The sequence below is a fragment of the Streptomyces sp. NPDC018610 genome (assembly GCF_044391765.1).
GTDB lineage: Bacteria > Actinomycetota > Actinomycetes > Streptomycetales > Streptomycetaceae > Streptomyces.
Genome location: NZ_JBISAL010000014.1, coordinates 148,357 through 174,424, shown reverse-complemented (window position 1 = coordinate 174,424; position 26,068 = coordinate 148,357). Strand labels below are relative to the sequence as shown.

Here is a 26,068-nt window from a genome sequence, read left to right as displayed (position 1 = left end):
GCGCGGAACCGCTACGGACCCACCGGAAACCGACTGAAACCGGTCAATCACCTGCCGTGGGGCGGTCGGCGTGCATGGCACGGCGTGCCTGGGGCATACGCAGAAAAAATTCGAGAGAGGGGCGCTCCGTGCTGGTACCGGACCCGAAGGTCGTCAGGACGTTGCTGACTCGGTACGCATCGCTGAAGATCGCTCAGGCGGAGAGGGAGCGGGCCGAGACGGCCCGGGAGCTGGAGGACGTCAGTTACACGCTGTGCGTCATGATGGGCGCCACCAGCGTCCATGACGCCATCGCCCGGGCCGACGCGCTGCTCCTCGCGGCCGGCCGCACGGCGGGCGCCGCCGCGGACGCCGACGGCGACAACGGACTGTCGCTGGCGGTCTGAACCCACGGGCCGGGCGGCGGGGCGGTTTGACGGCGGCGTTGGCACCGCGTGCCGGGGCGACGGCCGGCCGAGGGCCCCGCTTCCGGCCACGGACGTCGCCCCGCCCGGCCGTCGCAACGTCGCACGGTTCAGGGCGCCGTGACGCGCCGCTCGTCCGTGCACCCGGGCTCCCGCGGCACGGGCCGGGCGAGCCACTCGGCGATGGTGCGGGCCACCGGCAGCCCCGTCTCCACCTCGACGAATCCGAACTGCCCCGACTGGTTGCATTCCAGGAACCACCAGGTCCCGTCGGCGTCCTCCGCGAAGTCGAAAGCGCCGTAAGCCAGTTCGGCGGCCCGTAGATAGGCGTGCACCGACGTGGCCACCCGAGGCGGGACCTCGGCCGGCAGCCACGGTGTGGTGGAGGAGGCGAAGCGCACGTCCACCTCGTCGGGATCGGCGTCCGCCGAAGTCTCCTTGCGGGCGGCCAGCAGCGTCTCGCCCACCACCGTCAGACGGATGTCCGCCCGCTTGGCGACCCGCCGTTGCAGCAGCGTGGGGCCGTAGGCCACCGCGCCGAAGTCCGTGTCCGGCGCGACCCTGCTGGTGGGGACGGCCCGCGGCGGCTCCTGCGGATGCGCGCCGGAGACCGGTTTGACCACCAGGTCCGGGAAGCGCGCCGCGAAGTCCCGGGCGGCCTGCGGGAACGTGGTCACGATCGTGGCGGGCACCGGCAGCCCGCAACGCTGGGCGAGCCGCAGCTGCCAGGGCTTGTGCCGGGCCCGCTGCGCCGCGTCGGGATGGTTCATCCAGCGCGCGTCCGCGCCGCGCAGCATGCCGTAGAGGGCCTGTGCGGCCTCCTCGGTGAGCCAGGCCGAGGGCCGTGCCGCCCGGGACGCCGGCGCTCCGGGCCTGCGCACCCAGACGGAACGCAGGCCGTCGACGCCCACCAGCCGCCCCCCGGCGGACAGGTGGCCGCGGAAGGAGCCGTGCACGTACTCGCCCGACAGGGCGACGCCCGCGGTCAGGTCGGCCGGGTCGAGCCGGACCACGGGCACCGATGCGGCGTTCAGGTGGACCACCACCATGTCCGCCGTCACGTCCTCCTCGCCGGTGAGGATCAGTACGGTCATCGTCGCCGGCCGTGTTCAGTCGTCGAAGTGAGTCTTGGAACCCGCCGTGGAGGTCGTGGTGCCCAGTTCCCTGAGCAGCGCGGCGTCCGAGGCGGCGATCCGCCCGTCCAGGAGCACGTTCAACTGCAGTCCGGAGTCGTAGACGTACGGGAGCACGGCCTCGCTCTCCACGGTCGGCCGTGCGTAGTTGAGCGCGAACGGTTGCATCGTCTCTCCCCTGTCGGTGCAGCCGCGATCAAGCGGTGGTCGTCCTTGCGGCGTCGCTTGGCCCGCTGACTTTGTTTCGGGTTCCCGAGACTTATACGAATCGAACGGGTGAATGGTTTCCTTACGGAGCGTAGTCATCGGCCCGGTGCTGCCTTCGGATCCCGAAGCGGCCCGGCCGGCGCACGGGCGGCGTCGCCTCGTGGCCGACGGCGCCGTGCAGCGTGCGCAGCGCCAGGAGCAGGACGCCGATGTCGTCCAGGTACACCGGGTCGGGCAACACGTCGAACGGCAGGACGAAATAGAGGACGGCCCCCCAGAACACCCAGCGCGGCCCGGTCGGCAGCCCGGCGCGCCGCAGGTCCCGCCGGGCGCGCACCAGCCGCACCAGCAGCGCCGCGGCCACGGCGAGCACGAGGGCCGCCAGGACGGCGGCGAGGAGGAGCACCTTCGAGGTGGAGTCCAAGACCCGCCCCCTTGTCGTCCGTACGGCTTCCGTCCCCCTGCTTCTTGCCGCCCCTCGGCCGGTCACTCCCGCACCCCGTCCGGGTGGCGGTGCGGCACGGCCCGCCCTAGTAATGGTCAGGGTAAGTCGCGTGCCGCACTTCGGGGGCGCAGGAGCGGCCGCATCCCTGCCCTGGAGCCCAGATGACCACCCGCTCTTCACCAACCCAGCCGAACCAGTCCGTCATCGCCCTCACCGACGAGGTCCCCTGGGCCGGCACGCCCGGTGAACCGGCGGGCGGCGGGGACGGCGAGCAGGCGGACGGCGATCCGGCCCCCGGTCCCGGCCCGCTGCGGGCCGCCGCGGGCGACCGGCCGATCGAGGACGTCCTCCGGCTCGTCACCCTCCTGGAGCAGTCCCCGCAGTACGCGCGGGCCGCCGGACCGGTCCTGCGCGCGGCCGCCCTGGAACGCCCCGTGGAGGACGTGGCCCGCCTGGTCGCCGAGCTGACCCGGCCGCCGGGCCCCGCCGACCGCGCCGACGACACGATCCGCGCCGCCGTCGAGCACCGCTCGGTCGAGGACGTCACCCGTCTGGTCGCGTTGCTGCACCGGGCGCCGCAGCGGCCGCACTGCGGCCGCACGGCCGCCCGCGCGGCCCTCGGCGCCCGCAGCGCCGACGACCTCGTGGAGCTGATCGGACGGCTGGCACGGGACCCGTACCGGCCCGGCGGGCCGCACCCGCACCGGCGGGAACCGTACCCCCCGGGCGAGGAGCCGATGACCGGCCCGCCCGTCCCCGGCGGACACGCCGCCGCGACCGCCCTCGACGAGCGGGCCCGCGCCACGACGCCGCCCGACGGGTCCGCCGGGGCCGCGGCCGCTTCCGGCGAGCACACCTGCGTCGGCCCCGGCGGGCACTCCGGCACGGCCGGCTTCGGCGGGCATGCCCGGGCGTCCGGCTCCGACGGCCGCGCCGGTACGGACGCGTGCGACGACCGCTTCGGCCAGGACGGCCCCGGCGGCCCGGCCGGGACGCTGGAGGAGGCCACGCCGGAGGAGGCGGGTGAGCCGTCCTGCGGCGCCGCCGGGTCCGGCGGGAGGGCCGCGCGGCTCGTCTTCTGGCCCGGCTGGGTCGCCGCCGCCGCGTTGGTGGTGTGCGCCGCCGCCCACTTCCCGCTGCGCCACGAGGGCGCGCCCCCGCTCGTCTACGGCCTCGCCCTCGCCGCGTCCGCGCTGTGCGGGTCCCTGGCCGTCGCGCTGGTCCTGCGGGCCGGGGTGGCCGCACTGGTCGCCGGATCGGTCGTGCCGGCGGTGCTGGCGGGCCTCGGTTACGTCGAAGGACGGTTCGCGCCGCGGGAATTGTCCCACGCGCTGTCGATCACGGTCGCCCCGCCGACGAGCGCCGGCCTCACCGCGGTGTGCGCCTCGCTGGCCTCGCTCGCCGCGCTCTCCCTGCTCCTGATGGTCCACGTCGCCGAGCGGCACCCGGAGCCCCGGGGCTGCGACTGAACACGGCGGACCGCGCACGACCCGCCCCGGCCGGCCGACGGACGCACCGTCGGCCGGCCGGGGCGGACGTACGTCAGCCGGCCAGACCTTCGAGCACCTTGTCCGGCGTCAGCGGCAGTTCCCTGAAGCGCACGCCGGTGGCGTGGTGGACGGCGTTGCCGACGGCGGCGGCGCTGCCCACGATGCCGATCTCGCCGATCCCCTTGCTCCCCATCGGGTTCAGGTGGGTGTCCACCTCGTCGATCCAGTGCGCCTCGACGGCCGGCACGTCGGCGTGCGCGGGCACGTGGTACGACGCCAGGTCCGACTCGACGAAGTCGCCGAACACGGCGTCCATCGTGCTGCCCTCGGTCAGCGCCATGCCGAGACCCATGATCATGCCGCCGACGAACTGGGACCGCGCGGTACGGGCGTTGAGGATCCGTCCCGCGGCGAAGACGCCCAGCATCCGGCGCACCCGCACCTCGCCGGTCACGGTGTCCACGGCCACCTCGGCGAAGTGCGCCCCGAACGCGTGGCGCGCGTAGGAACTCTCCGCGTCGGCCTGGCCCGCCGTGTCCGCGCGGGCGCTGAGCCCGGCGCCGGGCGGCGGTCCGGCGTGGTCGGCGAGCCGCGCCGCCAGCCGGGTGCACGCCTCGTGCACGGCCCAGCCCCACGACGCCGTCCCGGAGGAACCGCCGGCCAGCGACGCGGCCGGCAGGTCGCTGTTGCCCACCTCGGCGCGCACCCGCTCCAGCGGCACGCCGAGCGCGTCCGCCGCCACCTGGGCCAGCACGGTACGCGCCCCGGTGCCGATGTCGGTGGCGTTGACCCGCACCTCGAAGGTGCCGTCCGGCAGCGTCCGCGCCTGGGCGGTGGAGGGCTGCACCAGCACCGGGTAGGTGGCCGCGGCCACCCCCGTGCCGACGAGCAGGCGGCCCTCCGGACGGGACCGGGGCCGCGGATCGCGCCGCGCCCAGCCGAACCGCCGCGCCCCCTCCCGCAGGCATTCCACGAGGTGCCGGCTGCTGAACGGCTTCCCGCTGTCCGGCTCCCGCTCCGGCTCGTTGACGACGCGCAGCTCGACCGGGTCCATACCGAGCGCGGTGGCCAGCTCGTCCATGGCCGACTCCAGCGCGTACATGCCGGGACACTCGCCCGGCGCCCGCATCCAGGAGGGGGTGGGCACGTCGAGGCGGGCCACCCGGTGGGCGGTGAGGCTGTTCGGCACGGCGTACATGACGCGGGCCGGGACCGCCGCCTGCTCCACGAACTCCTTGATGCGCGAGGTGTGCGTGAGGACCTCGTGGGTCAGGGACGTCAGACGGCCGTCGGACCCGGCGCCCAGCCGCAGCCGGTGCAGGGTGGGCGCGCGGTGCCCGACCACGGCGGGCAGGCAGCGGCGGGGGAGGGCCACGGTGACGGGGCGGCCGGTCTCCCGCGCGGCCATCACGGCGAGCACCACGTCCGGGCGCGCGGTCCCCTTGGAACCGAAACCGCCGCCGACGTGCTCGGAGACGACCGTGATCCGCTCCGCGGGCAGTTCGAACAGCGCGGCGAGGGTGTCGCGCACATCGCTGCCGCCCTGGCTGGAGGTGTACACCGTCAGACGGTCCGCCTCCCACCGAGCCGTACTGGTGTGCGGCTCCATGGGGTGGTTGTGCAGCGGCGGGACGCGGTAGGCGACGTCCACACGGACGTCGGCGGCGCCGAAGGAGCTGTCGGGATGCCCGTGCTCGCGGCGGCCCGGGAAGCCGCCGTTGGCGGTCTCCGGCTCGTAGGCGTCCGGGTGGTCCGGCGTCAGCGTGACGTCGTGCGGCTCCTCGGCGTACTCGATCCGGACCTGCGCCGCGGCGGCGCGCGCGGTCTCCAGGGAGTCCGCCACGACGAGGGCGACGAACCAGCCCCGGTGCGGCACGTCCGGGTTCTGCAGGACGGCCAGCACGGGGTCCTCGGGCTCGGTGAGCCGGGGGGCGTTCTCGTGGGTGAGCACGGCGAGCACGCCCGGCACGGCCAGGGCCGCGGTGGTGTCGACCGCCGTCACCCGGCCCCGGGCGACGGCGGCCGGCACCGGCCAGGCCTGCGCCCGGTCCGGCAGCGGGTGCTCGGCGGCGTAGCGCGCGACGCCGGTGACCTTCAGGCGCCCCTCGCGGCGCTCGGCGGGGGCGCCCAGCGCGGTGGCGGTGGCGACCATGAGTCCTCCTGTGACATGACGGTTCGGGCCGGCGGCAAGGCGGACGCGGGCGTTCCGGTATCAGGCTCCGGCGTCCGCCGCGAGCCGGGTCAGGACGTCCACGGCGAGGTTGCGGGCGAGAGGCACCTTGTAGGCGTTGTCGCGCAGCGGCCGGGCCGCGGCGAGTTCCAGATCGACGGCGTGTCCGAAAGCGGCCGGGTCGGCGGGGCCGCCCAGCAGCGCCCGCTCGGCCTCCCTCGCCCGCCAGGGCCGGTGGGCCAGCGCGCCGAAGGCGAGGCCGACGTGCTCGACCGTGCCGTCCGACACCCGCAGCACCACCGCGACCGAGGCCAGGGCGAACGCGTACGACGCCCGGTCGCGGGCCTTGCGGTAGGCCGAGGGCAGTCCGGCGGAGGCCGCCGGGAGGACCACGCCGGTGATCAGCTCGCCGGGCAGGATCTCGGTGTCCCGCTCCGGACGGTCCCCGGGCAGCCGGTGGAACTCGTCCGCCGGGACGCCGCGGGCGCCCCGCTCGCCGTACAGCTCCACCGTCGCGCCCAGGGCGGCCAGGGCGACGGCCATGTCCGAGGGGTGGGTGGCGATGCACTGCTCGGAGTACCCGAGGACCGCGTGGTCGCGGTGCACGCCCTCCCGGGCGCCGCAGCCGCTGCCGGGCTCCCGCTTGTTGCAGGGCTTGGACAGGTCCTGGAAGTACGTGCAGCGGGTGCGCTGGAGCAGGTTGCCGCCGGTCGTGGCCGCGTTGCGCAGCTGGCCGGAGGCGCCCGCGAGCAGCGCCTGCGACAGCGCCGGGTAGCGGTCGCGGACCAGGGGGTGCGCCGCGAGGTCGCTGTTGCGGACCAGGGCGCCCACCCGCAGCGAACCGTCCGGCAGCTCCTCCACCGTGTCCAGCGGCAGCCGGTTGACGTCCACGAGCAGGGTGGGCTCTTCCACGCCCAGTTTCATCAGGTCCACGAGGTTGGTGCCGCCGCCGAGGTAGCGGGCGCCGGGGTGCGCGGCGCAGGCCTCGGCGGCCTCCTCGACGGTGGTGGCGCGGACGTATCCCAGCGGGTTCACCGGGCCACGTCCTCGACGGCCTCGACGATGCGCGGATACGCGCCGCAGCGGCACAGGTTGCCGCTGAGCCGCTCGCGGATCTCGTCCGGGTCCAGCGGGACGGGCCGGCCGGACGGCGCGGCGGGGTCGGTGACGTGCGAGGGATGCCCGGCGGCGGCCTCCGCGAGCGCTCCCACGGCCGAGCAGATCTGGCCCGGCGTGCAGTAGCCGCACTGGAAGGCGTCCCGCTCCAGGAAGGCCTTCTGCAGTGGGTGCAGCTCCTCGCCGTCGCCCGCCAGGCCTTCGACCGTGGTCACCTCGCAGCCGTCCAGGGCGACGGCGAGCTGCAGGCAGCTGTTGAGCCGGCGCCCGTCGACCAGGACCGTGCACGCGCCGCACTGGCCGTGGTCGCAGCCCTTCTTGGCCCCGGTGAGGTCCAGATCGTCGCGCAGCACGTCCAGCAGGACGCGCCGGTTGTCCAGGACGAGCGTGTGGGGTTTGCCGTTGACCCGGAGTGTCGTTGCGGAACGGTGAGTTTCACTGCCCATGGCGTGGATGACCTTCCCCGGCGTGCCGTGCCGCCGTGTGTGCAGGACCGCGTATCCAGCCTGCGGCCGCTGACACGTCCCGGCACGCCGGAGCGCGCCGGGAGCCGGACTCAGTCCCCGGCCGGGCGAGGGGCGGGGGCGTCCGCCGGCGAGGCGGCGTCCTTCGCCGGACCGTCGGCGCCGCCGAGCGGGGGAGCCTGCGGGGAGGAGGCGCGCGGCGGCGCACCGGCGCCGGCCGGCGTGGCCTCCCCGGCGGGCCCGGGCCGCAGCGACAGGGCCGTCCCCCTGAGCCGTCCGAAGCCGCGCGCCAGCTGCCGGAACGGCGAACCGGCCGACGCGCGGACCGGCTTCTGCGCGGGCAGCGCGCCCTGGGCGCCGGCGGCCTCGCGGTAGACGGCGAGGGCCTCGTTGGCCCGCTCCGCCGCCTCGCGGTACAGGTCCCGGGACTTCGTCATCGCGTCCAGCGCCTCGGCGTACATGGCGACCAGCTCCCGCGCGCGGACCAGCTCCTCCTCCAGCGTCATCAGGTGCCACTGCTCGCGCAGCGCGGTCAGCGCCGTCCGAGCGCCGTCCGGCAGGGGCAGCGGCAGCGCGGCGAACCGGGTGACCGCGTCGAGCACCTCCGTCGGCTCCTCGCCGTCCAGGAAGACGCTGCGTACGGAGAACTCCTGCGCGTCGTGTCCGGCCGCGGCCGAGGCGCCGGGCAGGACGACCGCGCCGCCCCGGGGCACCCGGGTGCCGAAGTCGTCCAGCACCCAGTTGACGGCCCGGAGGCGGTGCGGCGCGGCGCGGTGCTCCACGACCCGGTGCCGCAGCCCTTCGGGCAGCAGCCGCACCAGGGCGGCCCGGCCGCGTTCGTCGGGCGTCATGGCCTCGTGCACGACGAGGTGCACGCACCAGGTGTCGCGCACCGCGTGCCGCAGGACCCGCCGGAGTTCCTTGTCGTCCTCGGGGAGGTCGTTCGCGTCCCCCAGGCGCAGACCGGTGCCGGCCTCGTGGTCCCAGCCGGAGCCGGGCTCCTGGGGCCAGAACATCGCCGCGGGGGACGGCCACCGGACGTCCCAGGGCTGTTCCGCCTCCGCCACCAGCACCCACTGCCGGTCCGTGGCGGAACCGCGGTGCGGCGACAGGGCCAGCCGGGCGCGCACGGTCACCTCGCCGGGTGCCAGCCAGCGCGCCTCGAACACCTGCTCGCTTTCGGACTGGGCGTCGTCCGGTTCCAGGTGACTGAGGATGACGTGCCCGGCCTTGAGCCGCTCCAGATGGCGCCGTACGGCGTCCGCCGCGGCCGGACCGGTGTGGCGGCCGCGCGCCGACCACACCGTGGGCGGCGCCGGGGGACGGGGTGAGGAAGAGTTCGACATGGGCCAATCTGCGGGCGGGGACGGCGTACGACTGCCAGTATCACGGTAGCGGATCATGATCGGTCGCCCGGGGCCCGCGCGCCCGGCGCGTCGGGCGCGGCCCCGGCCCCCGGCGCTCCCGTCCTCAGGGCCGCCGCCGAGGTCAGTCCCGCAGCGCCGCGGACCCGTCGCTCTTGATCAGCTTGTCGGTGACGTCCGCGGTGTCCCGGGCGGGCGGCGGCGTCACGTCGGCGTCGGTGCCGAAGTCGGAGAACTTCAGCACCGTGGTGCTCGTCAGCCGCGTGTTCTCCCGGCCCGGCGTCCGCTGCTTCAGGGGCCGCAGGGTCATCCGCACGCTCTCCTGCCGCAGCCGGCCCTCGTCGTCCAGCCACAGGTCCACGGGCAGCGACGTGGCGCCGAGCTGCCGGCGCAGCTCGTCGGCCTGTGCGGCGTTGCCCTTGGCCAGCGTCGACACCGGCACGTCGACCCGGTAGTGGGCGGTGGACGCGCCGTCCACCGTGTCTTCGCCGACGTGGGTGACGTCCTGCGGGCGGACGTGCTCGATGTAGCCGAGCGGTTCGGCCGGGTCGCTCGCCCGGGAACTGCTCGCGGACCCGGAGCGGACCAGGCGCTTCAGGTCGATGCTCGTCCAGGTCTTGCCGGCGGGCAGGCCGGTCCGCTTCGTGTCGGACGGCTTCTGGTACACGGTGTCGTGGACGACGCGCTGCTCGACCGTGCTGCCCTGCGAGGTGAGGGTCATGCGGCTGGCGCGGTCCTTCAGGTCCACCACGCCGTCGCCGTGCGCGGTGACCTTCTGCCCCTCGGTGACGGCCTCGCTGGTGAGCGTCATCCGCGCGCTGTCGGCGGCCACGGTCTTGCGGTACGCGTCCTGGACGGCCTCGGCCCTGGGGGTCGTGCTCGCCCCCGCTCCGGTGGAAGCGCCCTTGCCCGCCCCGTTCCCGGAGCCGTTGCCGCAGGCGCTCACCCCTAACACCAGGCTCAGCGTGGCGACGGCGGTTGCGATCCGTGCTCGCGACACAGTTCTCTCCTCCCACAGGGGTTCGTCGGTGTGTGCTCGGTCCGCTTCGGCTTCCCCGTCCGGGCCCGCTCACGCCCGCACCGGCGGGCGCAGGAGCCCGGGGGCAGCCGACGCGACGAGCCGTGCCCCTGTCCGGGGCACGGCTCGTGCGCGGGCGACCCGCGCTCGCGGTACCGGGGGATCCGGGACCGCGGCACGACCGCTCCTCGGCGTCCTCGTGGCGAAACCCTCCGCCCGCGACGGTCCCGCTCCTACGGGGAGGCGCCGCCGGGCAGGCCCCGCGGGACCGGCGGCCGTGCGGGCTCAGCAGCCCTCGTCCATGCGGCGCTGGTCCTGCTCGTCCCAGGCACGCGTGTCCCGGGGCTCCACATAGGGCTCCTCGTCCGCCGGGTGCCCGCCGTCGATCACACGCTGCCGCGCCATCTCCGCGTCGAACTCCAGCCCCAGCAGGATGGCCAGATTGGTGACCCACAGCCACACGAGGAAGACGATGACTCCGGCCAGCGCACCGTACGTCTTGTTGTACGAGCCGAAGTTGGCGACGTAGAAGGCGAAGCCGGCCGAGGCAGCCAGCCAGATCAGCAGGGCGAGCACACTGCCGGGGGTGATCCACCTGAAGCCCCGGACCTTGGCGTTGGGGGTGGCCCAGTACAGCAGCGCGATCATCATTGTGACCAGGACGACCAGGACCGGCCACTTCGCGATGGACCACACGGTCATCCCCGCGTCGCCGAGGCCCACCGCGGTCCCCGCCTGACGGGCCAGGCTGCCGGTGAACACCACGATCAGCGCGCTGGCCACGGCGAGCAGCATCAGCGAGACGGTCAGCACCACCCTGAGCGGCAGCACCTTCCACACCGGGCGGCCCTCCGGGACGTCGTACACGGCGTTGGCCGCCCGGATGAACGCGGCGACGTAGCCGGACGCCGACCACACCGCGCCGAGCACGCCCACCACCGCCAGCACCGAGCCCAGCCCGGCGCTGTTCTGCAACTGGTGCACCGCGTTGACGATGATGTCCCGCGCGGGACCCGGCGCCAGTTTCTGCAGGTTGTCCAGCACCCGCTCGGTGGCCGAGTGACCGGCGATGCCGAGCAGGGAGACCAGCACGAGCAGCGCCGGGAACAGCGCCAGCACCCCGTAGTACGTGAGCGCCGCGGCGCGGTCGGTCAGCTCGTCGTCCTTGAACTCCGCGAGGACCCGCCGCAGCACCGCGAGCCAGGAACGGCCGGGCAGCTCCGTGGGCGAGTCGGGCGCGTCCCGCTCGGCCGCGGCGTCCGGCCCGAACGCGTCGGGCGACCTGTCCGCCGCGTCGGGCGACGCCCCCGCGGCGTCGGGCGGCCGCCGCGAGCCGCGGTCGCTCTTCCGCCCGTCGTCCTCGTCGCGCACGGCCCGCCCGTCGTGCTGTCGGGCGTCCTTGCCGGTGGAGTGGTCCCGGCGACCGGGAAGGTGCAGACGGTTCATGCTGTCCGGGTGTCCGCACAGCCCGCAAACACGCGTGGCGGGCCCGCGTGTGTTCCGCCGGGACGGCGGCGCACCGCCCCGCGGCCCGTGAGGGCCGAGCCGGAGCGGACGGACGGCCGCCGCCCCGGCCGTGGCGGGCCGGGGCGGCGGCCCGGGCCGCTGTGGGGTGGGGCGGCCCGGGTCGGCGACCGCCCGTCAGGCGAACAGCCGTCGCCCTACGCGCCGCTCTCCCGCAGCATGTCCTCGCGCTCGACGATCTTCACGCGTTCGCGGCCCTGCGGTTCGCCCAGGGCCTTCTCGGCGGCGTCCAGCCGGTACCAGCCCTCCCAGGTGGTGAAGCGGACCTGGCGCTCGGTGAGGAAGGCGTCGACGGCCTCCGGGGCGGGCGAGGCGGGCGTGTGCAGCCGCCCGTTCGCGTGGTCGTCCAGCAGGTTGGCGACCGTCTCGTTGGCGTCGCCCTTGGTGTGGCCGATGAGACCGATGGGGCCGCGCCGGATCCAGCCGGTGACATACGTCGACCGGACGTGCTCGCCGGTCTCGCCGACGACCCGGCCGCCCTCGTCGGGAACCGTGCCCGAGGCCTCGTCCCACGGCAGCTTCGGCAGCCGGTCGGAGAGGTAGCCGACGGCTCGGTAGACCGCGGTGACGTCCCAGTCCTTGAAGGCGCCGGTGCCCTTGACGTTGCCGGTGCCGTCGAGCTCGGTGCGCTCGGTGCGCAGCCCGGCCACCTTGCCGTCCTCGCCGAGGATCTCCGCCGGCGACTCGAAGAAGTGCAGGAACAGCTTGTGCGGACGGTCGCCGATGTCGCGGATCGCCCAGTTCTCCAGGGTCTTGGCGACCATGTCGGCCTGCTTGTTGCCGCGCCGGGTGGCGATCGAGCCCTCGTCGTAGTCGATGTCCTCGGGGTCGACGATGACCTCGATGTTGGGGGAGTGATCCAGCTCCCGCAGCTCCATCGGGCTGAACTTCGCCTGCGCGGGACCGCGCCGGCCGAACACGTGGATCTCCAGCGCCTTGTTGGCCTTCAGGCCGTCGTACACGTTCGGCGGGATCTCGGTGGGCAGCAGTTCGTCGGCCGTCTTGGCCAGGATCCGGGCCACGTCGAGGGCCACGTTGCCGACGCCGAGCACGGCGACCTTCTCGGCCTCCAGCGGCCAGGTGCGCGGCACGTCCGGGTGGCCGTCGTACCAGGAGACGAAGTCGGCGGCCCCGTAGGAGCCGTCGAGGTCGACGCCGGGTATCGGCAGCGCCCGGTCGGCCGTGGCGCCGGTGGAGAAGATCACCGCGTCGTAGAAGGCGCGCAGGTCGTCCAGGCCGATGTCGTTCGGGTAGTCGACGTTGCCGAACAGCCGGATCTGGGGCTTGTCGAGCACCTGGTGGAGCGCGGTGACGATGCCCTTGATCCGAGGATGGTCGGGGGCGACGCCGTAGCGGATCAGGCCGAACGGGGCCGGCATCCTCTCGAAGAGGTCGATGGACACGCCCGGCTCGGCGGCCACGCCGGACTTGAGCAGGGCGTCGGCGGCGTAGATGCCGGCGGGGCCGGCTCCGACGATGGCTACCCGCAGTGGGCGCGGCATGATCAGGTTCCCTTCGAGCGGGGATGGGCGGACTCGTCGGCAACCCTAAACTGAGGCATGCCTAACTTGGTACGCGGGTCCCGTCTATGAGGTCATAAGGCACGGTTATGCCTGATCAAAGCCGCGGTAATGATCGTGAACGCGCGGCGAGGAGCGCCGCGGCAGGACGGGACGCCTCCGGTCGGGCATGGTGGAGTCTGTGATCGGACTGGCCGCCTGCTTCGCCCTCCTGGGAGCCGCCAGCAACGCCGTGGGCACGGCCTGCCAGCGCAAGGCCGCCGCCACCGTACCCTCCGGCGGCGGACTGCGGCTGATGATGACACTCGCCCGGCACCCGGTCTGGCTGGCCGGCATCGCCGGGGTGGTGTGCTCCGCCATGTTCCAGGCGCTTGCGCTGGTCAACGGGCCGATGGCGCTGGTGCAGCCGCTGTTCATCATGGAGCTGCCGTTCGCCCTGTTCATCGCGGGGCTGCTCATGCGCAAGAAGCTGCCGGCCGCCGGCTGGTGGGCCGTGGGCGGCATGGTGGGGGGCCTGGCGCTGGTGCTGGTCGCGGCCGCCCCCTCCGGCTCCCACGACCAGGCGCCCATGGTGCGGTGGCTGCCCGCACTGGCCCTGTGCCTCGGGGCGATGGTGACAGCGGTCGCCCTCGCCCGTGCGACGCGGTCGTCGCTGTTCAAGGCCGCCGTACTGGCGGCCGCCGCCGCGACCGGCAACGCGCTGACCGCCGCGATGCTGAAGTCCGCGAGCGCCACCCTGGAGACCGAGGGCTTCGTCGCCTTCCTCACCACCTGGCAGACGTACGGGTTCGCCGTCCTCGGCGTCAGCTCGCTGCTGCTGCTCGAGAACGCGCTGCAGGCCGGTTCGCTGGCGGCCTCCCAGCCCGCGCTGACCATCGGCGACGCGACGGTGAGCCTGCTGCTGGGCGTCCTGCTCTTCGGCGAGCACATCCGCACCGGCGTCTGGCTCGTGCCCGAACTCCTGGGCACCGGACTCATCCTGTGGGGGGTCCTGCGCCTGACCCGTGTCGTCCCGCACGCCCAGGAGACCCTGGCCGGCGACGAGCCGGCCGTCCGCACCTCCGACTGACCCCGCGCCCACAGCTGTTGGCGGTCACACGGTCATACGAACGGCGGCGCGGGGTAACCGGCAGCCCATGACTCCTACGGTGGCTCCCTCCCCGTCCGGCGCGACGGCCGCGGACCGGCTGCGCCGGCTGTACGACGTGTACGCGGCCGGCACGGGCCTGTGGACCCTTGCGCTCTTCGCGGCGGTGCTCGGCCATGACGCCGACGTACGGCAGGTCCTCGTCCTGCTCGCCCTGCTGGCGTCCTTCGGCGCCCTGTGGCTGTGGTCGGCCTGGCGGCTGTGGACGGAGCACCCTGGGCCGCGGCACCCGCGCCGTTCGGCCTAACCCCGGCCGCTGGAACCGCCCCGGGGGTGCGAAGGTGGCCGTATCCGCGTGAGACAGGGCAAGCCGGGCCCCGAGGGTGTCCGGCCCGCCGCGCCGCGCCGGACGGCGAGTGCCGCGCGGCCCGCGTCCGCGCCGCAACCGCAGGGACGAGACGAGTCGAAGTCGAAGGAGTCCACGGGCATGACGGACGTATCCAGCAAGGGGTCCGCCCCGGGCGGCGACCGCAAGGTCCTCACCAACCGGCAGGGCCACCCCGTCCACGACAACCAGAACCAGCGCACCGTCGGCGCCCGTGGCCCGGCCACGCTGGAGAACTACCAGTTCCTGGAGAAGATCAGCCACTTCGACCGCGAACGCATCCCGGAGCGCGTCGTGCACGCCCGGGGCGTGACGGCGTACGGCTACTTCGAGGCGTACGGCGCCTGGGGCGACGAGCCCGTCAGCCGCTACACCAGGGCCAAGCTCTTCCAGGAGCGCGGCAAGCGCACCGACGTCGCGGTCCGTTTCTCCACGGTGATCGGCGGCCGGGACTCCTCCGAGGCCGCCCGCGACCCGCGCGGCTTCGCGGTGAAGTTCTACACCGAGGACGGCAACTGGGACCTCGTCGGCAACAACCTCGGCGTCTTCTTCATCCGGGACGCCATCAAGTTCCCCGACGTCATCCACGCCCTCAAGCCCGACCCGGTCACCTTCGAGCAGCAGCCCCGCAGGATCTTCGACTTCATGTCGCAGACCCCGGAGTCCATGCACATGCTGGTGAATCTGTTCAGCCCGCGCGGCATCCCCGCCGACTACCGGCACATGCAGGGCTTCGGCGTCAACACCTACAAGTGGGTGGACGAGGAGGGCCGCACCGTCCTGGTGAAGTACCACTGGATGCCCAAGCAGGGCGTGCACAGCATGACCGAGGAGGACGCCGCCAACGTCCAGGCGGACTCCCTCGGCCACGCCACCAAGGACCTGTACGAGGCGATCGAGCGGGGCGAGTACCCAGAGTGGGAACTGCTCGTGCAGATGATGGACGACCACGACCACCCGGAGCTGGACTTCGATCCGCTGGACGACACCAAGACCTGGCCCGAGCAGGACTTCCCGCCGAAACCGGTCGGCCGGATGGTGCTCGACCGGATGCCGCAGGACTACTTCGCGGAGAACGAGCAGATCTCCTTCGGCACCGGCGTGCTCGTCGACGGCCTCGACTTCTCCGACGACAAGATGCTCGTCGGCCGGACCTTCTCCTACAGCGACACCCAGCGCTACCGGGTCGGCCCCAACTATCTCCAGCTCCCGGTCAACCAGCCGAAGAACGCCCAGGTGCGCACCAACCAGCGCGACGGGCAGATGACGTACCACGTCGACGGCGGCGGGGCCAACCCCATCGTCAACTACGAACCGTCGATCACCGGCGGCCTCCATGAGGCCCCGCTCCCGCGCCACGACGAGCAGGGACCCGAGATCCGCGGCCGGCTCACCCGCAAGCGCATCCCGCGCGCCAACGACTACCTCCAGGCCGGCCAGCGCTACCTGCTGCTGGAGGAGTGGGAGCGCGACGACCTGGTGAGGAACTTCGTCGCCCTGCTCTCCCGGTGCGACCGGCCGGTGCAGGAGCGCATGGTGTGGCACTTCCTGCTGGTCGAGAACGACCTCGGCCTGAAGGTCGGCGAGCGCCTGGGCATCTCTCCCGAGGACGTCGCCGGGCTCGAGCCGCTGGCCGGACAGGACCTCACGGACGAGGACCGCAAGCGCCTGTCCAACCTCGGCAAGAACCCGCCGCGCGACGTCGAGGGCCTCACCATGACCCACTGCGTCCCCGACGAACGGCACGTCGTCACCCGCTGACCGGCGCGGACGGCACGCGAAAGGGCCGGACGCCGCCCACCTCCCCAGGACGGCGGCGTCCGGCCCTCGAACCGGGGCTCAGCGCGTGGTCAGCAGACCCTGCCGCAGCCGCGCCAGCAGACGGTTGAGCAGACGGGAGACGTGCATCTGGGAGATGCCGAGCCGCTCGCCGATCTGCGCCTGGGTCAGCTCCTCCACGAACCGCATGTGGATGATCTGCCGGTCCCGCTCGTCGAGCTCGGCCAGCAGCGGCGCCAGGCTGTGGAGGTCCTCCACCAGCTCCATCGACATGTCCTCGGCGCCGATGAAGTCGGCCAGGACGCTCTCGCCGTCCTCGCTGCCGCCCACCGCGGCGTCCAGCGAGGCGGAGGTGTAGCCGTTGGAGGCCACCATCGCGTCGACGACCTCCGGCTCCGGGAGGTTCATCAGCTCGGCCAGCTCCTTGGTGCTGGGCTTGCGGCCCAGCCGGCTGCTCAGCTCCTCGGTCGCCTTGGCCAGCTCGACCCGGGCCTCCTGCAGCCGCCGCGGCACGTGCACCGCCCACGACGTGTCGCGGAAGAAACGCTTGATCTCGCCGACGATGTACGGCACCGCGAAGGAGGTGAACTCCACCTCGCGGGCCAGCTCGAACCGGTCGATCGCCTTGATCAGTCCGATCATGCCGACCTGGACGATGTCCTCCATCTCCTGCGGGCCCCGGCTGCGGAACCGGCCGGCCGCGTAGCGGACCAGGGACATGTTCATCTCGATCAGCGTGTTGCGGGCGTACTGGTACTCGTGCGTGCCCTCTTCCAGGCTCGCCAGCCGGTCGAAGAACACCCGCGACAGAGCCCGCGCGTCGGTCGGCGCGACCTGGGAGGGGTCGGCCACCTCCGGCAGCTCCGTCCGAGCCCGAGTCGCCTTCACCTCTGTGGTCACCGCCATCGTGCGGTCCTCCTTCGCCGACTGATACGTGTTTCCTGCCAAGACCGCCCCGTGATCACGGGCGGGCTCCGCAGCGTCTACCCCCCTCGCGAAACCTCACACCCATTATTTCTCCAGCGGTCCGTGTGATGCACGCCACGAAGCCTGATCGGCGCGCCCGGGGGTAGCCGGGGCCCGGCACGTGATCATCGCGCCGCGTCCCGGGCCGGGGCGCGGCGCCGCGAGGACAGGGGGTTGGGATGAGACGTCTGGTCCATCGTCTGGGCGGCCGGTCGCCGCGCGAGCGGGCGGCACAGCGGGCCCGGCACGTGCGGGCGCAACTGGGGGTCGCCGCCGACATCGCCATCACGGCCCGGCGCCGCGCCCTGGCCGGAGCGCAGAACACCCCGCGGTCCGGTCCCGGCGAGCGCGAACCGCGCGGGCGGGTCACCGTCGACGACGTCCTGGAGTACGCCCGTCAGCACTTCGGGCTTCTCGCGGTGCCCCGCGAGAAGGCCGCCGCCGTCCTGCGCGCCCGCTACGAGCTGCGCGGCGGACGGCGCGACCTGGACACCGACGCCTACACGGTCTGAGCGGCCCCGGGGCCGGCCTCGGGCAGCCGCAGCCGGGCGCCCTGACGGGCCAGCTCCTGCTGCACCAGGCCGTACGGCACCTCGCGGGGGGAACGCCCCAGGCGGCCGGCCAGCGCGGCGCAGACCCCCGCCGCCTGGCCGGTGGCCATGGCGATCGGCATCACCCGGTACGACGAGTGCGCCACGTGCGAACCCGAGATGCACCGTCCCGCGACCAGCAGCCGGTCGGTCCCGGCCGGCAGCAGGCAGCGCAGCGGGATGTCGTAGAAGCGGCCCCGCGGGACGCGCCTGATCACCGTACCGGTGCCCTCCGGGTTGTGGATGTCGATGGGATAGGCGCCGTGCGCGACCACGTCCGGGAAGGAACGGGCGTCGAGGATGTCGTAGCCGGTCAGCCGGTAGTCGCCCATCACCCGGCGGGTCTCGCGCACCCCGATCTGGGTGCCGCTCTGCACCGCGTACGCCTCCTCGAACCCCGGCACCCGCGAGCGCAGGAACCGGTCGATCTCGGCCAGCTGGCGCCGCGCCGTCCATTCGGCCCGGCTCAGGTCCCACACGTCGATGCCGAGCGCGCCGGTCACCCGGGTGCTGTTGACGGCGACCTCGCGCGGGTGCGGGGTGCCGAAGAACAGGATGTCCTCGCGCGGCAGCCTCAGCTCGCCCGCCTCGGCTGCCTCCTGCACCAGGTCCCACAGCCCGTGCACGCCCCGCCACTGGTCGGGGTGGTCGCGGACGTACCCGCTGAAGCGCTCCTGGGCGAAATCGGCCATCCGGAACATCAGCGTCATCGGCTGGACCCGCCCGTCCTCCGAGCGCCCCACCTCGAACGGCGCCCCGCACGCGGCGGCCACGTCACCGTCGCCGGTGCCGTCCACGACGACCCCCGCGTCGATCACCACCGGGCCGGACTTCGTCTCGAAGACGACCCGCCAGCCGTCCTCCAGCGGCAGCGCGCCCGAGGCGAAGGAGTGGAACAGCAGCCGCACCCCGGCCTCGTCCATCAGGTCCAGCAGGACCAGCTTGAACAGCTCCGGGTCGAACGGCACGGTGTAGCCCGTCAGCAGGGACGGCGGAATGCAGCCGCCGCACGCGGTGAGCCGGTCCAGCAGCCGCCACAGGAAGCCGGCGACCACCGGCTCGCCCTCGCCGTGGTCGGTGGGCAGCAGCCGCTCCCGGGCCGCGTCCTTTCCGAACACGGCCTGCTTGTGCTCGTTGTGGAACGACATCAGCGGCATCACCAGCGCGACCGTGGCGTTGCCGCCGAGGAACGCGTAGCGCTCGACCAGGATCACCTCGGCGCCGGCCTCGGCCGCCGCGCAGGCCGCCGCGGTCCCGGCCGGGCCGCCGCCCACCACCAGGACGTCCGTGCGCCCCGCGTGCCGGGCCGTGCGCGGCGGCAGGTCGACGGTCAGCGGCTGCTCGGGACGGCGCAGGACCGGCATCACGCCTCCTGTCCGGCGCCGCCGCTGCGTACCGCGCCGTCCTCGGGCCCCGCTTCCAGCAGATGCAGACCGTGCGGGGCCGGCACGGCGGCGTCCTCGGCCGGCCCCCGGGGAGCGTCGGATCCTCCCGGGTCACCGGGCCCGGGAGCGGCCTGCGCCGCACCGGCCGGGCTCGCGCCCTCCGCCGGCCCGGCAGGGTCCTCGCCCTCGACCGCCGCCGTCGCACCCTCGCCCTGCGCGGCCTCGGTCCGGGGATCGCCGGCGCGGTCCGCCCGCCGGTCCATGTCGTCCAGCAGGAGTCCGCACCGCGCGCAGGTCTCCCCGGCCAGTTCCCTCAGCTCGCGCACCCGCGCTCCGAGGTCCACCCGGCGCTGCGGGAACTCGTCCCACAGCCGGTCCACCTCCGCCAGCAGCAGCCCGACCTGCTCGCGGGCCACACCGACCAGCGCCGGCGCCCCCAGCCGGCGGGCGAAGTCGAAGACCTTGCCCGCGTACGGCAGCGGCAGGACCGGCAGCCCGGAGACGGCCGCGAAGATCAGGAAGTGCAGACGCATGCCGACCACCAGGTCCAGATGGCTCATCAGACCGAGCACCTGCCCGGGCGTGTAGGCGCTGTGCAGGATCCGGCCCCGGTCCGGCGCGGTCATCCGGGACAGCACGGCATGGGCGTGGCGCACGTCGTGGCGCTCCATCGGCATGAACACCACATGCGCGTCCAGGCGGCGCACCAGGAAGTCGGCCACGTCGGCGAGCAGCGCGTGGTAGTCGCCCTCGTCCAGCTTCTCCGCGGCCCGGCCCGGCTCGCGCACCGACATCCCCACCAGCCGGGCGTGGGCCGGCACGCCTTCCTGGCGCATCATCTCCACGGTGAAGGGCTCGGGCGGCAGCAGCAGCGCCGGGTCGGCGGTGACGACGAGGTCCCGCTCGACGCCGACCTCCTCCAGGACGAGCCGCGACTCCTGGTCGCGCACGACCACCTCGTCCATGTCCGCCAGCACGGTGCGCACCGCCTCCCGGTCGTCGCTCTCGTGCAGCGGGCCCGCGCCGACCGCGTAGGCGAACGTGCGCACCCCGCGCAGCTGGGCCGCCCGGACGAGTTTCAGGTAGCGGCGCGCCTCGCCGTCGTAGAGGATGCCGCCCCCGCCGAGCACCAGCAGGTCCAGACCGGCCAGCACGTCGGTGACCTGCTTCTGCGGGACGCCCTCCCAGGCCACCACCTCGTCGGCCATCGGCTGGTGCGCGCGGGTGTGCTCGGCGTCGCGGCTGAAGACGATCAGGCGCGCCCCGGGCCGGTGACCGCGCAGACAGCCCAGGACGCACTGCAGGATGGCTTCGTCGCCGACGTTGTAGCCGCCGTAGGAGCCCAGCAGGCCGATGCGCGGGGCCCGTGAGCGGGGCGGCCGGTGCGGTGAAGTGGTCATCCGGGACTCCGGTTGCGTGGGGCCGGGGAGCGGCTGCGGGGACGGTGCGGGGCCAAGGCGCGGGCCGAGTTGCCCTCACCCCACGAGGAAAACACCTCGGCGGCGGTCCGGCAGCCGCTGCCTGTCCGGTCGGGGACCTCGGGCGGCCGCCCGGGGCCTCTCGTCCGCCAGGGCCCGGGTCAGTGCACCGTGGCGCGGTCGGCGTGCGGGAGCAGCCGGGCGTGCTGTCCGCGGGGGCAGTGGACGAGCCGCTCGGCGAGGCCGAGCCGGCGCGCCTCGGTCAGGAAGTCGCCGAGCGGGGAGCGGAAGACGGGATAGTCGTCGTAATGCACCGGCATGATGCGCCGCGGTCCCAGGCGGCGGGCGAGTTCCGCGCCCTGCGCGCCGTCCATGGTGACCACGAAACCGCCCGGCAGCCGGGTGCCGCCCAGGTGGAGCACGGCCAGGTCGGCGGTGGGGAAGCGGCGGGCGATCTCGTCCAGGCCGTCGTACAGCAACGTGTCGCCCGACAGGTACAGCCGCTGCCGCACCGGCCCGCCGGTCGGGCCGAACTCCAGCATGCTGCCCATCACCGGCGGCAGCATCCGGCGCAGCACCGGATGCAGCGAGTGCCGGCCGGGCAGTGCCGTCACCCGCACCTGCGACGCGCCGCGCCGGAAGACGCCGCTCTCCCAGGTGCGCAGACCGCCGGCGTGCCGGAAGCCCTGCCAGCCGCTCAGCCGCCGGGCGGCGTGCGGGGTGGTGACGATCGGCACCGAACGGTCCATGCCCCGCCGGGCCCGCCGGTCCCAGTGGTCGCCGTGCAGGTGGGAGAGGACCACGGCGTCCAGGCGCGGCAGCTCGGCGACGTCCAGCGCCGGCTCCGTGACGCGCCGGCTCACCAGCCCGTACCCGAGATGGGCCGCCTCGCCGCGGTGCAGGAAGTTCGGATCCGTCAGCAGGGTGAGGTCGCCGTACCGCAGCAGGACCGTCGCGGTGCCGAGGAAATGCAGGTCGATGACGTCGTCGTCGAAGGCGGCCATGGGGATCCTTGCCCGACGGGACGGGGCCCGTCTTTGCTCTTCGGGGACTGTGCCGCAGGGGTGCCGGACCGGGCTGTCCGGGCCGGTGGCGCCGCGCCGTGTTCCGGGCGGGGCGGCATCGGGTCCGTCCGGGGGATCGCGCCCCGTGACACGAGGAGGCCGTGCGGAGTCCGGACCCGTGCGGAGTACCCCGGTCGGGGGACGCGCATACGCGGCCCGCGCCCCGTCTTCGCCTACAGGGCCACCTCGGCGGTGATCCGCTTGCCGCCCGGCCCGGCGACGGCGCGCACGGCCCGGCTGCACGCCCGCACCAGGTACAGGCCGTGCCCGCCGACGCGCGCCCCGTCCCGCTCGTGCACCCGCGGCAGCGCGGGGGAGGTGTCCCAGACGGTGATGCCGAGCCGCGCGCGGTCCGCGGACAGCTCCAGCATCAGGCCGCACGGCCCCGGCGCGTGCCGCGTGGCGTTGGCGACCAGCTCGCTCACCACGAGTTGCGCGTCCTGCTCGGCACGCTGGGGGACGCGGGCCTGGGCGGTCCGGACGGCCAGGGCGAGGAAGGCGTGCACGGCCCGCCGCGCGTCGGCGGTGCGAGTGGCCCCGGCGACCCACGCCGCGCCGTAGCGCAGCGCGGCGGCGGGGCTGTTCCGCTCCCGCTCGTCCGGCGCCTTCTTGCCCAGGTGGGTGATCATAGGAGTACCGTTTTGCACCGCTCGTCTTGGTTCGTGCTCTCCGACCTGGCTACGGCTACCCGGTGTTCCGCGTCCGAAGCCGGCCCGACCCGGAAGGCCCCGGACGGCGGCCGAAGTGGCCCCGGCCGCCGGATGCGGCGATCGTGTGGATGAGGTGTTCCGCCCGCCGCCACGGGGGAACGCGCCACTTCGGCGCACAGCCACGACGGCCGGTGCGTGCTCGGGACGCGACCAGGAGGAGCGTTCGTGAACAGCAAAGCGCGGCCGAGCGGACCCGGCGGCGGCCCCGACCCCAGGCGCTGGAAGGCCCTGTGGGTCACCCTGGCGACCGGTTTCATGAGCCTGCTCGACGTGACGATCGTGGCCGTGGCCCTGCCGTCGATGCAGCACGACCTCGGCGCCTCGGCGTCCGCCGTGCAGTGGGTGGTGTCCGGGTACGCCCTGGCGTTCGCCCTGGTCCTCGTGCCGGCCGGCCGGCTCGGCGACGCGGTGGGCCGCCGCCGGATCTTCCTGTGCGCCCTGGCGGGCTTCGTGATCTGCAGCGCCGCGGCCGGCGCGGCGCCCACGATCGGATGGCTGGTGGCCGCCCGGCTCGCACAGGGCGCCTGCGCGGGATGCCTGGCGCCGCAGAACTCCGCCCTGATCCAGCAGATGTTCCGCGGCGCCGAGCGCGGCCGGGCCTTCGGCCTGTTCGGTGCGACGGTGGGCGTCTCCAGTGCGGTGGGCCCCGTCACCGGCGGCCTGATCCTGGCCCTCGCGCACGGCGCCCAGGGCTGGCGCTGGATCTTCTACGTCAACGTGCCCGTCGGGGCCCTCGCCCTCGTGCTGGGGCTGCGGCTGCTGCCCCGGGTGGCCCCCGGCCGCCGGGAACGGCTCGACCTGCCGGGCGTGGCCCTGCTCGGCGCGGGGGTGCTCGCCCTGATGCTGCCCCTGGTGTTCGCCGAGAGCGGGGGACTGAGCCGGCTGTGGTGGCTCTTCCCCGTCGGTCTGGCACTGCTGGTCGTCTTCGCCCGCTGGGAGACGCGGGTCGCGGCCCGCGACGGCCGGCCGCTGCTGGATCCGCGGCTGCTCACCAGCACGCGCGGCTACGCCGCCGGCACGGCGCTGGGCGCCCTGTACTTCGTGGGGTTCAGCGGGGTCTGGCTGGTGTTCGCGCTGTTCTTCCAGAACGGCCTCGGCTACGAGCCGCTGCGCTCCGGACTGGCGGTGACGCCGTTCGCGATCGGCTCGGCCCTCGGCGCGGTGCTGTCCGGGCGGCTGGTCGAGCGGTCGGGGCGGCTGCTGACCCTGTGCGGGCTGGTGGGCGTGATCGCGGGCCTGGGCGTGTCGGCGTGGATCCTGTGGTCCGCGCCCACCGGCGTCATGACCTGGCTGGCCGCGCCCGCCCTGTTCGTCGGTGGCCTGGGCAGCGGCTGCGTGATCTCCCCGAACGTGACCATGACCCTGCGCGACGTGCCGGTGCGGATGGCCGGAGCGGCGGGCGGCGCGCTGCAGACCGGGCAGCGCCTGGGCGGCGCGATCGGCACGGCGGCCCTGCCGGGCCTGTTCTACACGGTGCTCGCCGCCACCGGCCGCGACTACCGCGAGGCGGTGGCGCTGTCGGTGGGCGCCGCCCTGGTGGCCATGCTGGCGGCCCTGGCGGTGGCGGTCGCCGACTGGCGCCACGACCACGTCGGCCGGCCGTCGGGGCATCCGCGGCGCCCCGCCGACGAGCCCGCACCGGCCTGCCGGGCCCCCGGGCGGGGGTGAGACCGGCCGGGAGTGAGACCGGCCGGGGTGACCCGCCTCCGCCCGCGAGGGGCCAGGGGCTTTCCCTGGGCGGGCCGACGCACCGCGTCACTCGTCGTTGTCGCGCCACCGGCCGCCCGAGGGCGGTGTCTCGAACAGGGTGGCCGCGACCGCGTTCCCGCGGAGATCGTTGTCGCAGACCCGGCCGTCGGTCCAGGCGCCGTCCGCCGTGACGCCCATGCCGTGGGTCTGCGTCGGGGCGGCCCGGCCGTCGCCGATCGTGTTGCCGTGCATCTCCGCCCGTGTCACGGCGGCGCCGACGGCCAGTCCGGCGCGCATGTCCGGGGCGGCAGGCAGCCGATAGCGCGACCCGGGCGCGGGGACGCCGTCCGGCCAGGCGGTGTCCGCACCGGGCCGGTGAGGGGCCAAGGTCAGCTCGGTCGCGGTGTTGCGGGTCACCACGGCCGCCTGGGCCCCCACGGTCACCTCCTTGCCCCGGTGCCCGTCCGAAGGCCAGTCGGCGCCCTCGTCGGTCAGGGACAGCGAGGCGCAGCGCACCCCGTCGCCGCCGCCCGACGCGGCGTCCGCGCCGCGCCGGCCGTTCTCCCGGATCCGGTTGCCCACGATGGCGCAGTCCCGCAGGGCGGCGTCCACGCGCACACCGTCGAGGGCGTTGTCCCGGATGTCGTTGGCCTCCAGCACGACGTCCGCGGCCGGCCCGTGGTCCCCGCCGGCCAGGTCGTGCTGCCAGTAGCCGTGCCGCCCGTTGCCGCTGATCCGGTTGCCGCGCAGGGCGTAGGGGCCGGGGGTGTTGCCCAGCCCCACGCCGTCGCGGATGTTCCCGTCGATGACGCAGCCGGTCACGATGCCGCCCCGGCCGCCGGTCTTCGAGGTCCCCTGCGAGGACACGTCGAACCCCGCCTCATGGTTGCCGATCATGGTGGAGGAGGTGACCAGCAGGCCGTCGGCGCCCCAGTCGGAGATGCCGAACCGGTTGTCCTCGGCGTGACAGGCGGTGATCCGGATGCCGCTGGGCAGCGGCCAGTCGTCGCTCTGCAGCTCCAGGAAGATCCCGTTGGTGCCGTTGCCGACGGCGGTGCAGGCGGTGACGGTGAGCCGTTCGACGCGGCCCCAGCCGCCGATGCCGATGCCGATCCCCGCGCCGCCCATCTGCTCGCCGCTGTCCTGCCGCCCGCACCGCTCGGCCAGTACGCCCTCCACGACCGTGTCCTGGAGGAAGTCGCAGCCGAGGCCGGTGGCCGCGGTGTCGTGGATGTACAGGTCGCTGAACCGGCCGCGCAGCACGTACTGGAGCCCGAGCCCCTTGGCCAGCGGGTCGTACTCCTCGGTGACCACGCCCGAGCCGTCGATCTCGAAGTGGGCGAAGGTGAGGTCCGCGAGGTGGTCGTCCCGGCCGGCGCCGTGCTGCGCGGTGGTGAACCACGCCAGGGGCACGGGCGTCGTGGGGGCGCCCGGGTTGGCCAGCACGAAACAGGTGGCGCCCCGTCCCGCGCCGAGCAGGGAGACGCCGCTGCGCCAGAGGGTGGGCCGGTCGCGCAGGAGATAGCGCCCGGCGGGCACGCGCAGGACCCGCGGCCGACCGTCGGCGGCGCGGGCGGCGCCCAGCGCGTCCACCAGGCGCTGGAAGGCCGGCTGATCGTTGGTCACCCCGTCGCCGGCCAGGCCGTGCTCGCGGGCGTCGACGGTCAGGATCTCGGGCATGGCGACGCTCCTCTCCTGTTGCTGGGCGCCGGGTACCCAGGGGCGCCGCGCGGGCAACGACGGCCGGCGCGCGGGTTTGCCGGCCGCCGGGCCGGACACCCGAGGCCGTGGACACCGACGTCGATTGCGGCTTGGAGTGAGCGACAGTGGCTGGTGACGAAAAGGGCAAGGCCAAGAAGGAACAGATGAAGGGCAAGGCCAAGGAGACGGTCGGCCGGACGCTGGGCAACGAGCGCATGACGGCCGAGGGCCAGGCCGAGAAGTCGAAGGGCGACGCCCGTCAGGCCAAGGAGAAGACCAAGGACACCTTCAAGTCCTGAGGAAGCCTGAAGCCTTGCGCGGCGGGGGGGGGGGGGGGGGCCCCCCCCGCGGGCCCCGGGGGGGGGGGCCCCCCCCCCGCCCCCCCCGGGGGGGGGGGGGGCCCCCGGGGGGGGGGCCCCGGGGGGGCCGCCGGGGGGGC

The 26,068-nt window shown here is 74.4% G+C and carries 24 protein-coding genes; 8 read left to right on the top strand and 16 right to left on the bottom strand.

The genetic code is table 11. The annotated features are described in order from the left end of the window. Positions 1–128: 128 nt before the first annotated feature. Positions 129–386, top strand: a complete 258-nt coding sequence (locus ACH5A8_RS31380) for a DUF5133 domain-containing protein (RefSeq protein ID WP_399007380.1) — start codon at positions 129–131, stop codon at positions 384–386. A 128-nt stretch (positions 387–514) separates the two neighbouring features. On the opposite strand, the gene tgmB is transcribed toward ACH5A8_RS31380, so the two are convergent. The 3 genes from tgmB to ACH5A8_RS31365 form a co-directional block, all read right to left on the bottom strand. Beyond that, complete coding sequence (gene tgmB / locus ACH5A8_RS31375; protein WP_399007379.1) at positions 515–1,498, bottom strand: ATP-grasp ribosomal peptide maturase; 984 nt, start codon at positions 1,496–1,498, stop codon at positions 515–517. A gap of 15 nt (positions 1,499–1,513) precedes the next feature. Further along, entirely contained in the window at positions 1,514–1,705 is a 192-nt protein-coding gene (gene tgmA, locus ACH5A8_RS31370) for a putative ATP-grasp-modified RiPP (RefSeq protein WP_399007378.1), read from the bottom strand. 121 nt (positions 1,706–1,826) lie between these two features. Next, entirely contained in the window at positions 1,827–2,168 is a 342-nt protein-coding gene (locus ACH5A8_RS31365) for a YkvA family protein (RefSeq protein WP_399007377.1), read from the bottom strand. A 182-nt stretch (positions 2,169–2,350) separates the two neighbouring features. On the opposite strand from ACH5A8_RS31365, the gene ACH5A8_RS31360 reads away from it, so the two are divergent. Further along, positions 2,351–3,658 (top strand): hypothetical protein, encoded by a 1,308-nt coding sequence (locus ACH5A8_RS31360; protein WP_399007376.1) that lies wholly within the window; start codon positions 2,351–2,353, stop codon positions 3,656–3,658. 73 nt (positions 3,659–3,731) lie between these two features. Here the strand turns inward: ACH5A8_RS31360 and ACH5A8_RS31355 are convergent, their stop codons facing one another. From ACH5A8_RS31355 to ACH5A8_RS31325, 7 genes are all read right to left on the bottom strand, one after another. Next, positions 3,732–5,831, bottom strand: coding sequence for a xanthine dehydrogenase family protein molybdopterin-binding subunit (locus tag ACH5A8_RS31355; protein ID WP_399007375.1), 2,100 nt, complete (start codon positions 5,829–5,831; stop codon positions 3,732–3,734). A gap of 60 nt (positions 5,832–5,891) precedes the next feature. Further along, on the bottom strand, positions 5,892–6,884 hold the full coding sequence (locus ACH5A8_RS31350; RefSeq protein ID WP_399007374.1) for an FAD binding domain-containing protein: 993 nt from the start codon (positions 6,882–6,884) through the stop codon (positions 5,892–5,894). Then, the gene (locus ACH5A8_RS31345) at positions 6,881–7,411 is read right to left on the bottom strand and encodes a 2Fe-2S iron-sulfur cluster-binding protein (RefSeq protein ID WP_399007373.1); all 531 of its coding nucleotides are present in this window, start codon (positions 7,409–7,411) and stop codon (positions 6,881–6,883) included. The genes ACH5A8_RS31350 and ACH5A8_RS31345 overlap by 4 nt, the downstream gene beginning before the upstream one ends. 110 nt (positions 7,412–7,521) lie before the next feature. Next, a complete protein-coding gene (locus tag ACH5A8_RS31340; RefSeq protein ID WP_399007372.1) occupies positions 7,522–8,775 on the bottom strand; it encodes a hypothetical protein in 1,254 nt (417 codons plus the stop codon). A 142-nt stretch (positions 8,776–8,917) separates the two neighbouring features. Next, the gene (locus tag ACH5A8_RS31335; protein WP_399007371.1) at positions 8,918–9,793 is read right to left on the bottom strand and encodes a hypothetical protein; all 876 of its coding nucleotides are present in this window, start codon (positions 9,791–9,793) and stop codon (positions 8,918–8,920) included. 303 nt (positions 9,794–10,096) lie between these two features. Then, positions 10,097–11,257, bottom strand: a complete 1,161-nt coding sequence (locus ACH5A8_RS31330; protein WP_399007370.1) for a YihY/virulence factor BrkB family protein — start codon at positions 11,255–11,257, stop codon at positions 10,097–10,099. Positions 11,258–11,472: 215 nt separating this feature from the next. Then, complete coding sequence (locus ACH5A8_RS31325) at positions 11,473–12,837, bottom strand: FAD-dependent oxidoreductase (protein WP_399007369.1); 1,365 nt, start codon at positions 12,835–12,837, stop codon at positions 11,473–11,475. Positions 12,838–13,036: 199 nt separating this feature from the next. Between ACH5A8_RS31325 and ACH5A8_RS31320 the strand changes: the two genes are divergently transcribed. The 3 genes from ACH5A8_RS31320 (at position 13,037) to ACH5A8_RS31310 (ending at position 16,088) form a co-directional block, all read left to right on the top strand. Continuing rightward, positions 13,037–13,924: a DMT family transporter gene (locus tag ACH5A8_RS31320; protein ID WP_399007368.1), complete on the top strand. Its 888-nt coding sequence runs from the start codon at positions 13,037–13,039 to the stop codon at positions 13,922–13,924. 67 nt (positions 13,925–13,991) lie between these two features. Further along, complete coding sequence (locus tag ACH5A8_RS31315) at positions 13,992–14,249, top strand: hypothetical protein (protein ID WP_399007367.1); 258 nt, start codon at positions 13,992–13,994, stop codon at positions 14,247–14,249. Positions 14,250–14,429: 180 nt separating this feature from the next. Further along, positions 14,430–16,088, top strand: coding sequence for a catalase (locus ACH5A8_RS31310; protein WP_399007366.1), 1,659 nt, complete (start codon positions 14,430–14,432; stop codon positions 16,086–16,088). A 78-nt stretch (positions 16,089–16,166) separates the two neighbouring features. Here the strand turns inward: ACH5A8_RS31310 and ACH5A8_RS31305 are convergent, their stop codons facing one another. Then, positions 16,167–17,012 (bottom strand): RNA polymerase sigma factor SigF, encoded by an 846-nt coding sequence (locus ACH5A8_RS31305; RefSeq protein WP_399007365.1) that lies wholly within the window; start codon positions 17,010–17,012, stop codon positions 16,167–16,169. A 239-nt stretch (positions 17,013–17,251) separates the two neighbouring features. On the opposite strand from ACH5A8_RS31305, the gene ACH5A8_RS31300 reads away from it, so the two are divergent. Beyond that, positions 17,252–17,584 carry a hypothetical protein gene (locus tag ACH5A8_RS31300; protein ID WP_399007364.1) on the top strand — a complete coding sequence of 111 codons (333 nt, stop codon included), beginning with the start codon at positions 17,252–17,254 and terminating at the stop codon, positions 17,582–17,584. On the opposite strand, the gene ACH5A8_RS31295 is transcribed toward ACH5A8_RS31300, so the two are convergent. The 4 genes from ACH5A8_RS31295 to ACH5A8_RS31280 form a co-directional block, all read right to left on the bottom strand. Continuing rightward, positions 17,572–19,026 (bottom strand): FAD-dependent oxidoreductase, encoded by a 1,455-nt coding sequence (locus tag ACH5A8_RS31295; RefSeq protein ID WP_399007363.1) that lies wholly within the window; start codon positions 19,024–19,026, stop codon positions 17,572–17,574. The two genes, ACH5A8_RS31300 and ACH5A8_RS31295, sit on opposite strands and share 13 nt — an antisense overlap. Continuing rightward, a complete protein-coding gene (locus ACH5A8_RS31290; protein WP_399007362.1) occupies positions 19,026–20,447 on the bottom strand; it encodes a polysaccharide pyruvyl transferase family protein in 1,422 nt (473 codons plus the stop codon). The genes ACH5A8_RS31295 and ACH5A8_RS31290 overlap by 1 nt, the downstream gene beginning before the upstream one ends. Before the next feature lie 179 nt (positions 20,448–20,626). After that, the gene (locus ACH5A8_RS31285) at positions 20,627–21,469 is read right to left on the bottom strand and encodes an MBL fold metallo-hydrolase (RefSeq protein WP_399007361.1); all 843 of its coding nucleotides are present in this window, start codon (positions 21,467–21,469) and stop codon (positions 20,627–20,629) included. A gap of 233 nt (positions 21,470–21,702) precedes the next feature. Next, positions 21,703–22,158, bottom strand: a complete 456-nt coding sequence (locus ACH5A8_RS31280; RefSeq protein WP_399007360.1) for an ATP-binding protein — start codon at positions 22,156–22,158, stop codon at positions 21,703–21,705. 246 nt (positions 22,159–22,404) lie between these two features. Between ACH5A8_RS31280 and ACH5A8_RS31275 the strand changes: the two genes are divergently transcribed. Then, positions 22,405–23,907: an MFS transporter gene (locus ACH5A8_RS31275; RefSeq protein WP_399007359.1), complete on the top strand. Its 1,503-nt coding sequence runs from the start codon at positions 22,405–22,407 to the stop codon at positions 23,905–23,907. A gap of 87 nt (positions 23,908–23,994) precedes the next feature. Here ACH5A8_RS31275 and ACH5A8_RS31270 read toward each other — a convergent pair whose 3' ends face one another. After that, positions 23,995–25,608: a right-handed parallel beta-helix repeat-containing protein gene (locus ACH5A8_RS31270; protein ID WP_399007358.1), complete on the bottom strand. Its 1,614-nt coding sequence runs from the start codon at positions 25,606–25,608 to the stop codon at positions 23,995–23,997. Positions 25,609–25,754: 146 nt separating this feature from the next. Between ACH5A8_RS31270 and ACH5A8_RS31265 the strand changes: the two genes are divergently transcribed. Further along, a complete protein-coding gene (locus ACH5A8_RS31265) occupies positions 25,755–25,928 on the top strand; it encodes a CsbD family protein (RefSeq protein WP_399007357.1) in 174 nt (57 codons plus the stop codon). The last annotated feature ends 140 nt before the right edge of the window (positions 25,929–26,068 follow it).

What these genes read in the sequence shown, in the direction of transcription:
- tgmB (WP_399007379.1), bottom strand. Translation starts at nt 1,498, where the DNA reads ATGACCGTACTGATCCTCACCGGCGAGGAGGACGTGACGGCGGACATG.
- tgmA (WP_399007378.1), bottom strand. Translation starts at nt 1,705, where the DNA reads ATGCAACCGTTCGCGCTCAACTACGCACGGCCGACCGTGGAGAGCGAG.
- ACH5A8_RS31360 (WP_399007376.1), top strand. Translation starts at nt 2,351, where the DNA reads ATGACCACCCGCTCTTCACCAACCCAGCCGAACCAGTCCGTCATCGCC.
- ACH5A8_RS31355 (WP_399007375.1), bottom strand. Translation starts at nt 5,831, where the DNA reads ATGGTCGCCACCGCCACCGCGCTGGGCGCCCCCGCCGAGCGCCGCGAG.
- ACH5A8_RS31345 (WP_399007373.1), bottom strand. Translation starts at nt 7,411, where the DNA reads ATGGGCAGTGAAACTCACCGTTCCGCAACGACACTCCGGGTCAACGGC.
- ACH5A8_RS31340 (WP_399007372.1), bottom strand. Translation starts at nt 8,775, where the DNA reads ATGTCGAACTCTTCCTCACCCCGTCCCCCGGCGCCGCCCACGGTGTGG.
- ACH5A8_RS31330 (WP_399007370.1), bottom strand. Translation starts at nt 11,257, where the DNA reads ATGAACCGTCTGCACCTTCCCGGTCGCCGGGACCACTCCACCGGCAAG.
- ACH5A8_RS31325 (WP_399007369.1), bottom strand. Translation starts at nt 12,837, where the DNA reads ATGCCGCGCCCACTGCGGGTAGCCATCGTCGGAGCCGGCCCCGCCGGC.
- ACH5A8_RS31315 (WP_399007367.1), top strand. Translation starts at nt 13,992, where the DNA reads ATGACTCCTACGGTGGCTCCCTCCCCGTCCGGCGCGACGGCCGCGGAC.
- ACH5A8_RS31310 (WP_399007366.1), top strand. Translation starts at nt 14,430, where the DNA reads ATGACGGACGTATCCAGCAAGGGGTCCGCCCCGGGCGGCGACCGCAAG.
- ACH5A8_RS31305 (WP_399007365.1), bottom strand. Translation starts at nt 17,012, where the DNA reads ATGGCGGTGACCACAGAGGTGAAGGCGACTCGGGCTCGGACGGAGCTG.
- ACH5A8_RS31300 (WP_399007364.1), top strand. Translation starts at nt 17,252, where the DNA reads ATGAGACGTCTGGTCCATCGTCTGGGCGGCCGGTCGCCGCGCGAGCGG.
- ACH5A8_RS31295 (WP_399007363.1), bottom strand. Translation starts at nt 19,026, where the DNA reads ATGCCGGTCCTGCGCCGTCCCGAGCAGCCGCTGACCGTCGACCTGCCG.
- ACH5A8_RS31290 (WP_399007362.1), bottom strand. Translation starts at nt 20,447, where the DNA reads ATGACCACTTCACCGCACCGGCCGCCCCGCTCACGGGCCCCGCGCATC.
- ACH5A8_RS31285 (WP_399007361.1), bottom strand. Translation starts at nt 21,469, where the DNA reads ATGGCCGCCTTCGACGACGACGTCATCGACCTGCATTTCCTCGGCACC.
- ACH5A8_RS31280 (WP_399007360.1), bottom strand. Translation starts at nt 22,158, where the DNA reads ATGATCACCCACCTGGGCAAGAAGGCGCCGGACGAGCGGGAGCGGAAC.
- ACH5A8_RS31270 (WP_399007358.1), bottom strand. Translation starts at nt 25,608, where the DNA reads ATGCCCGAGATCCTGACCGTCGACGCCCGCGAGCACGGCCTGGCCGGC.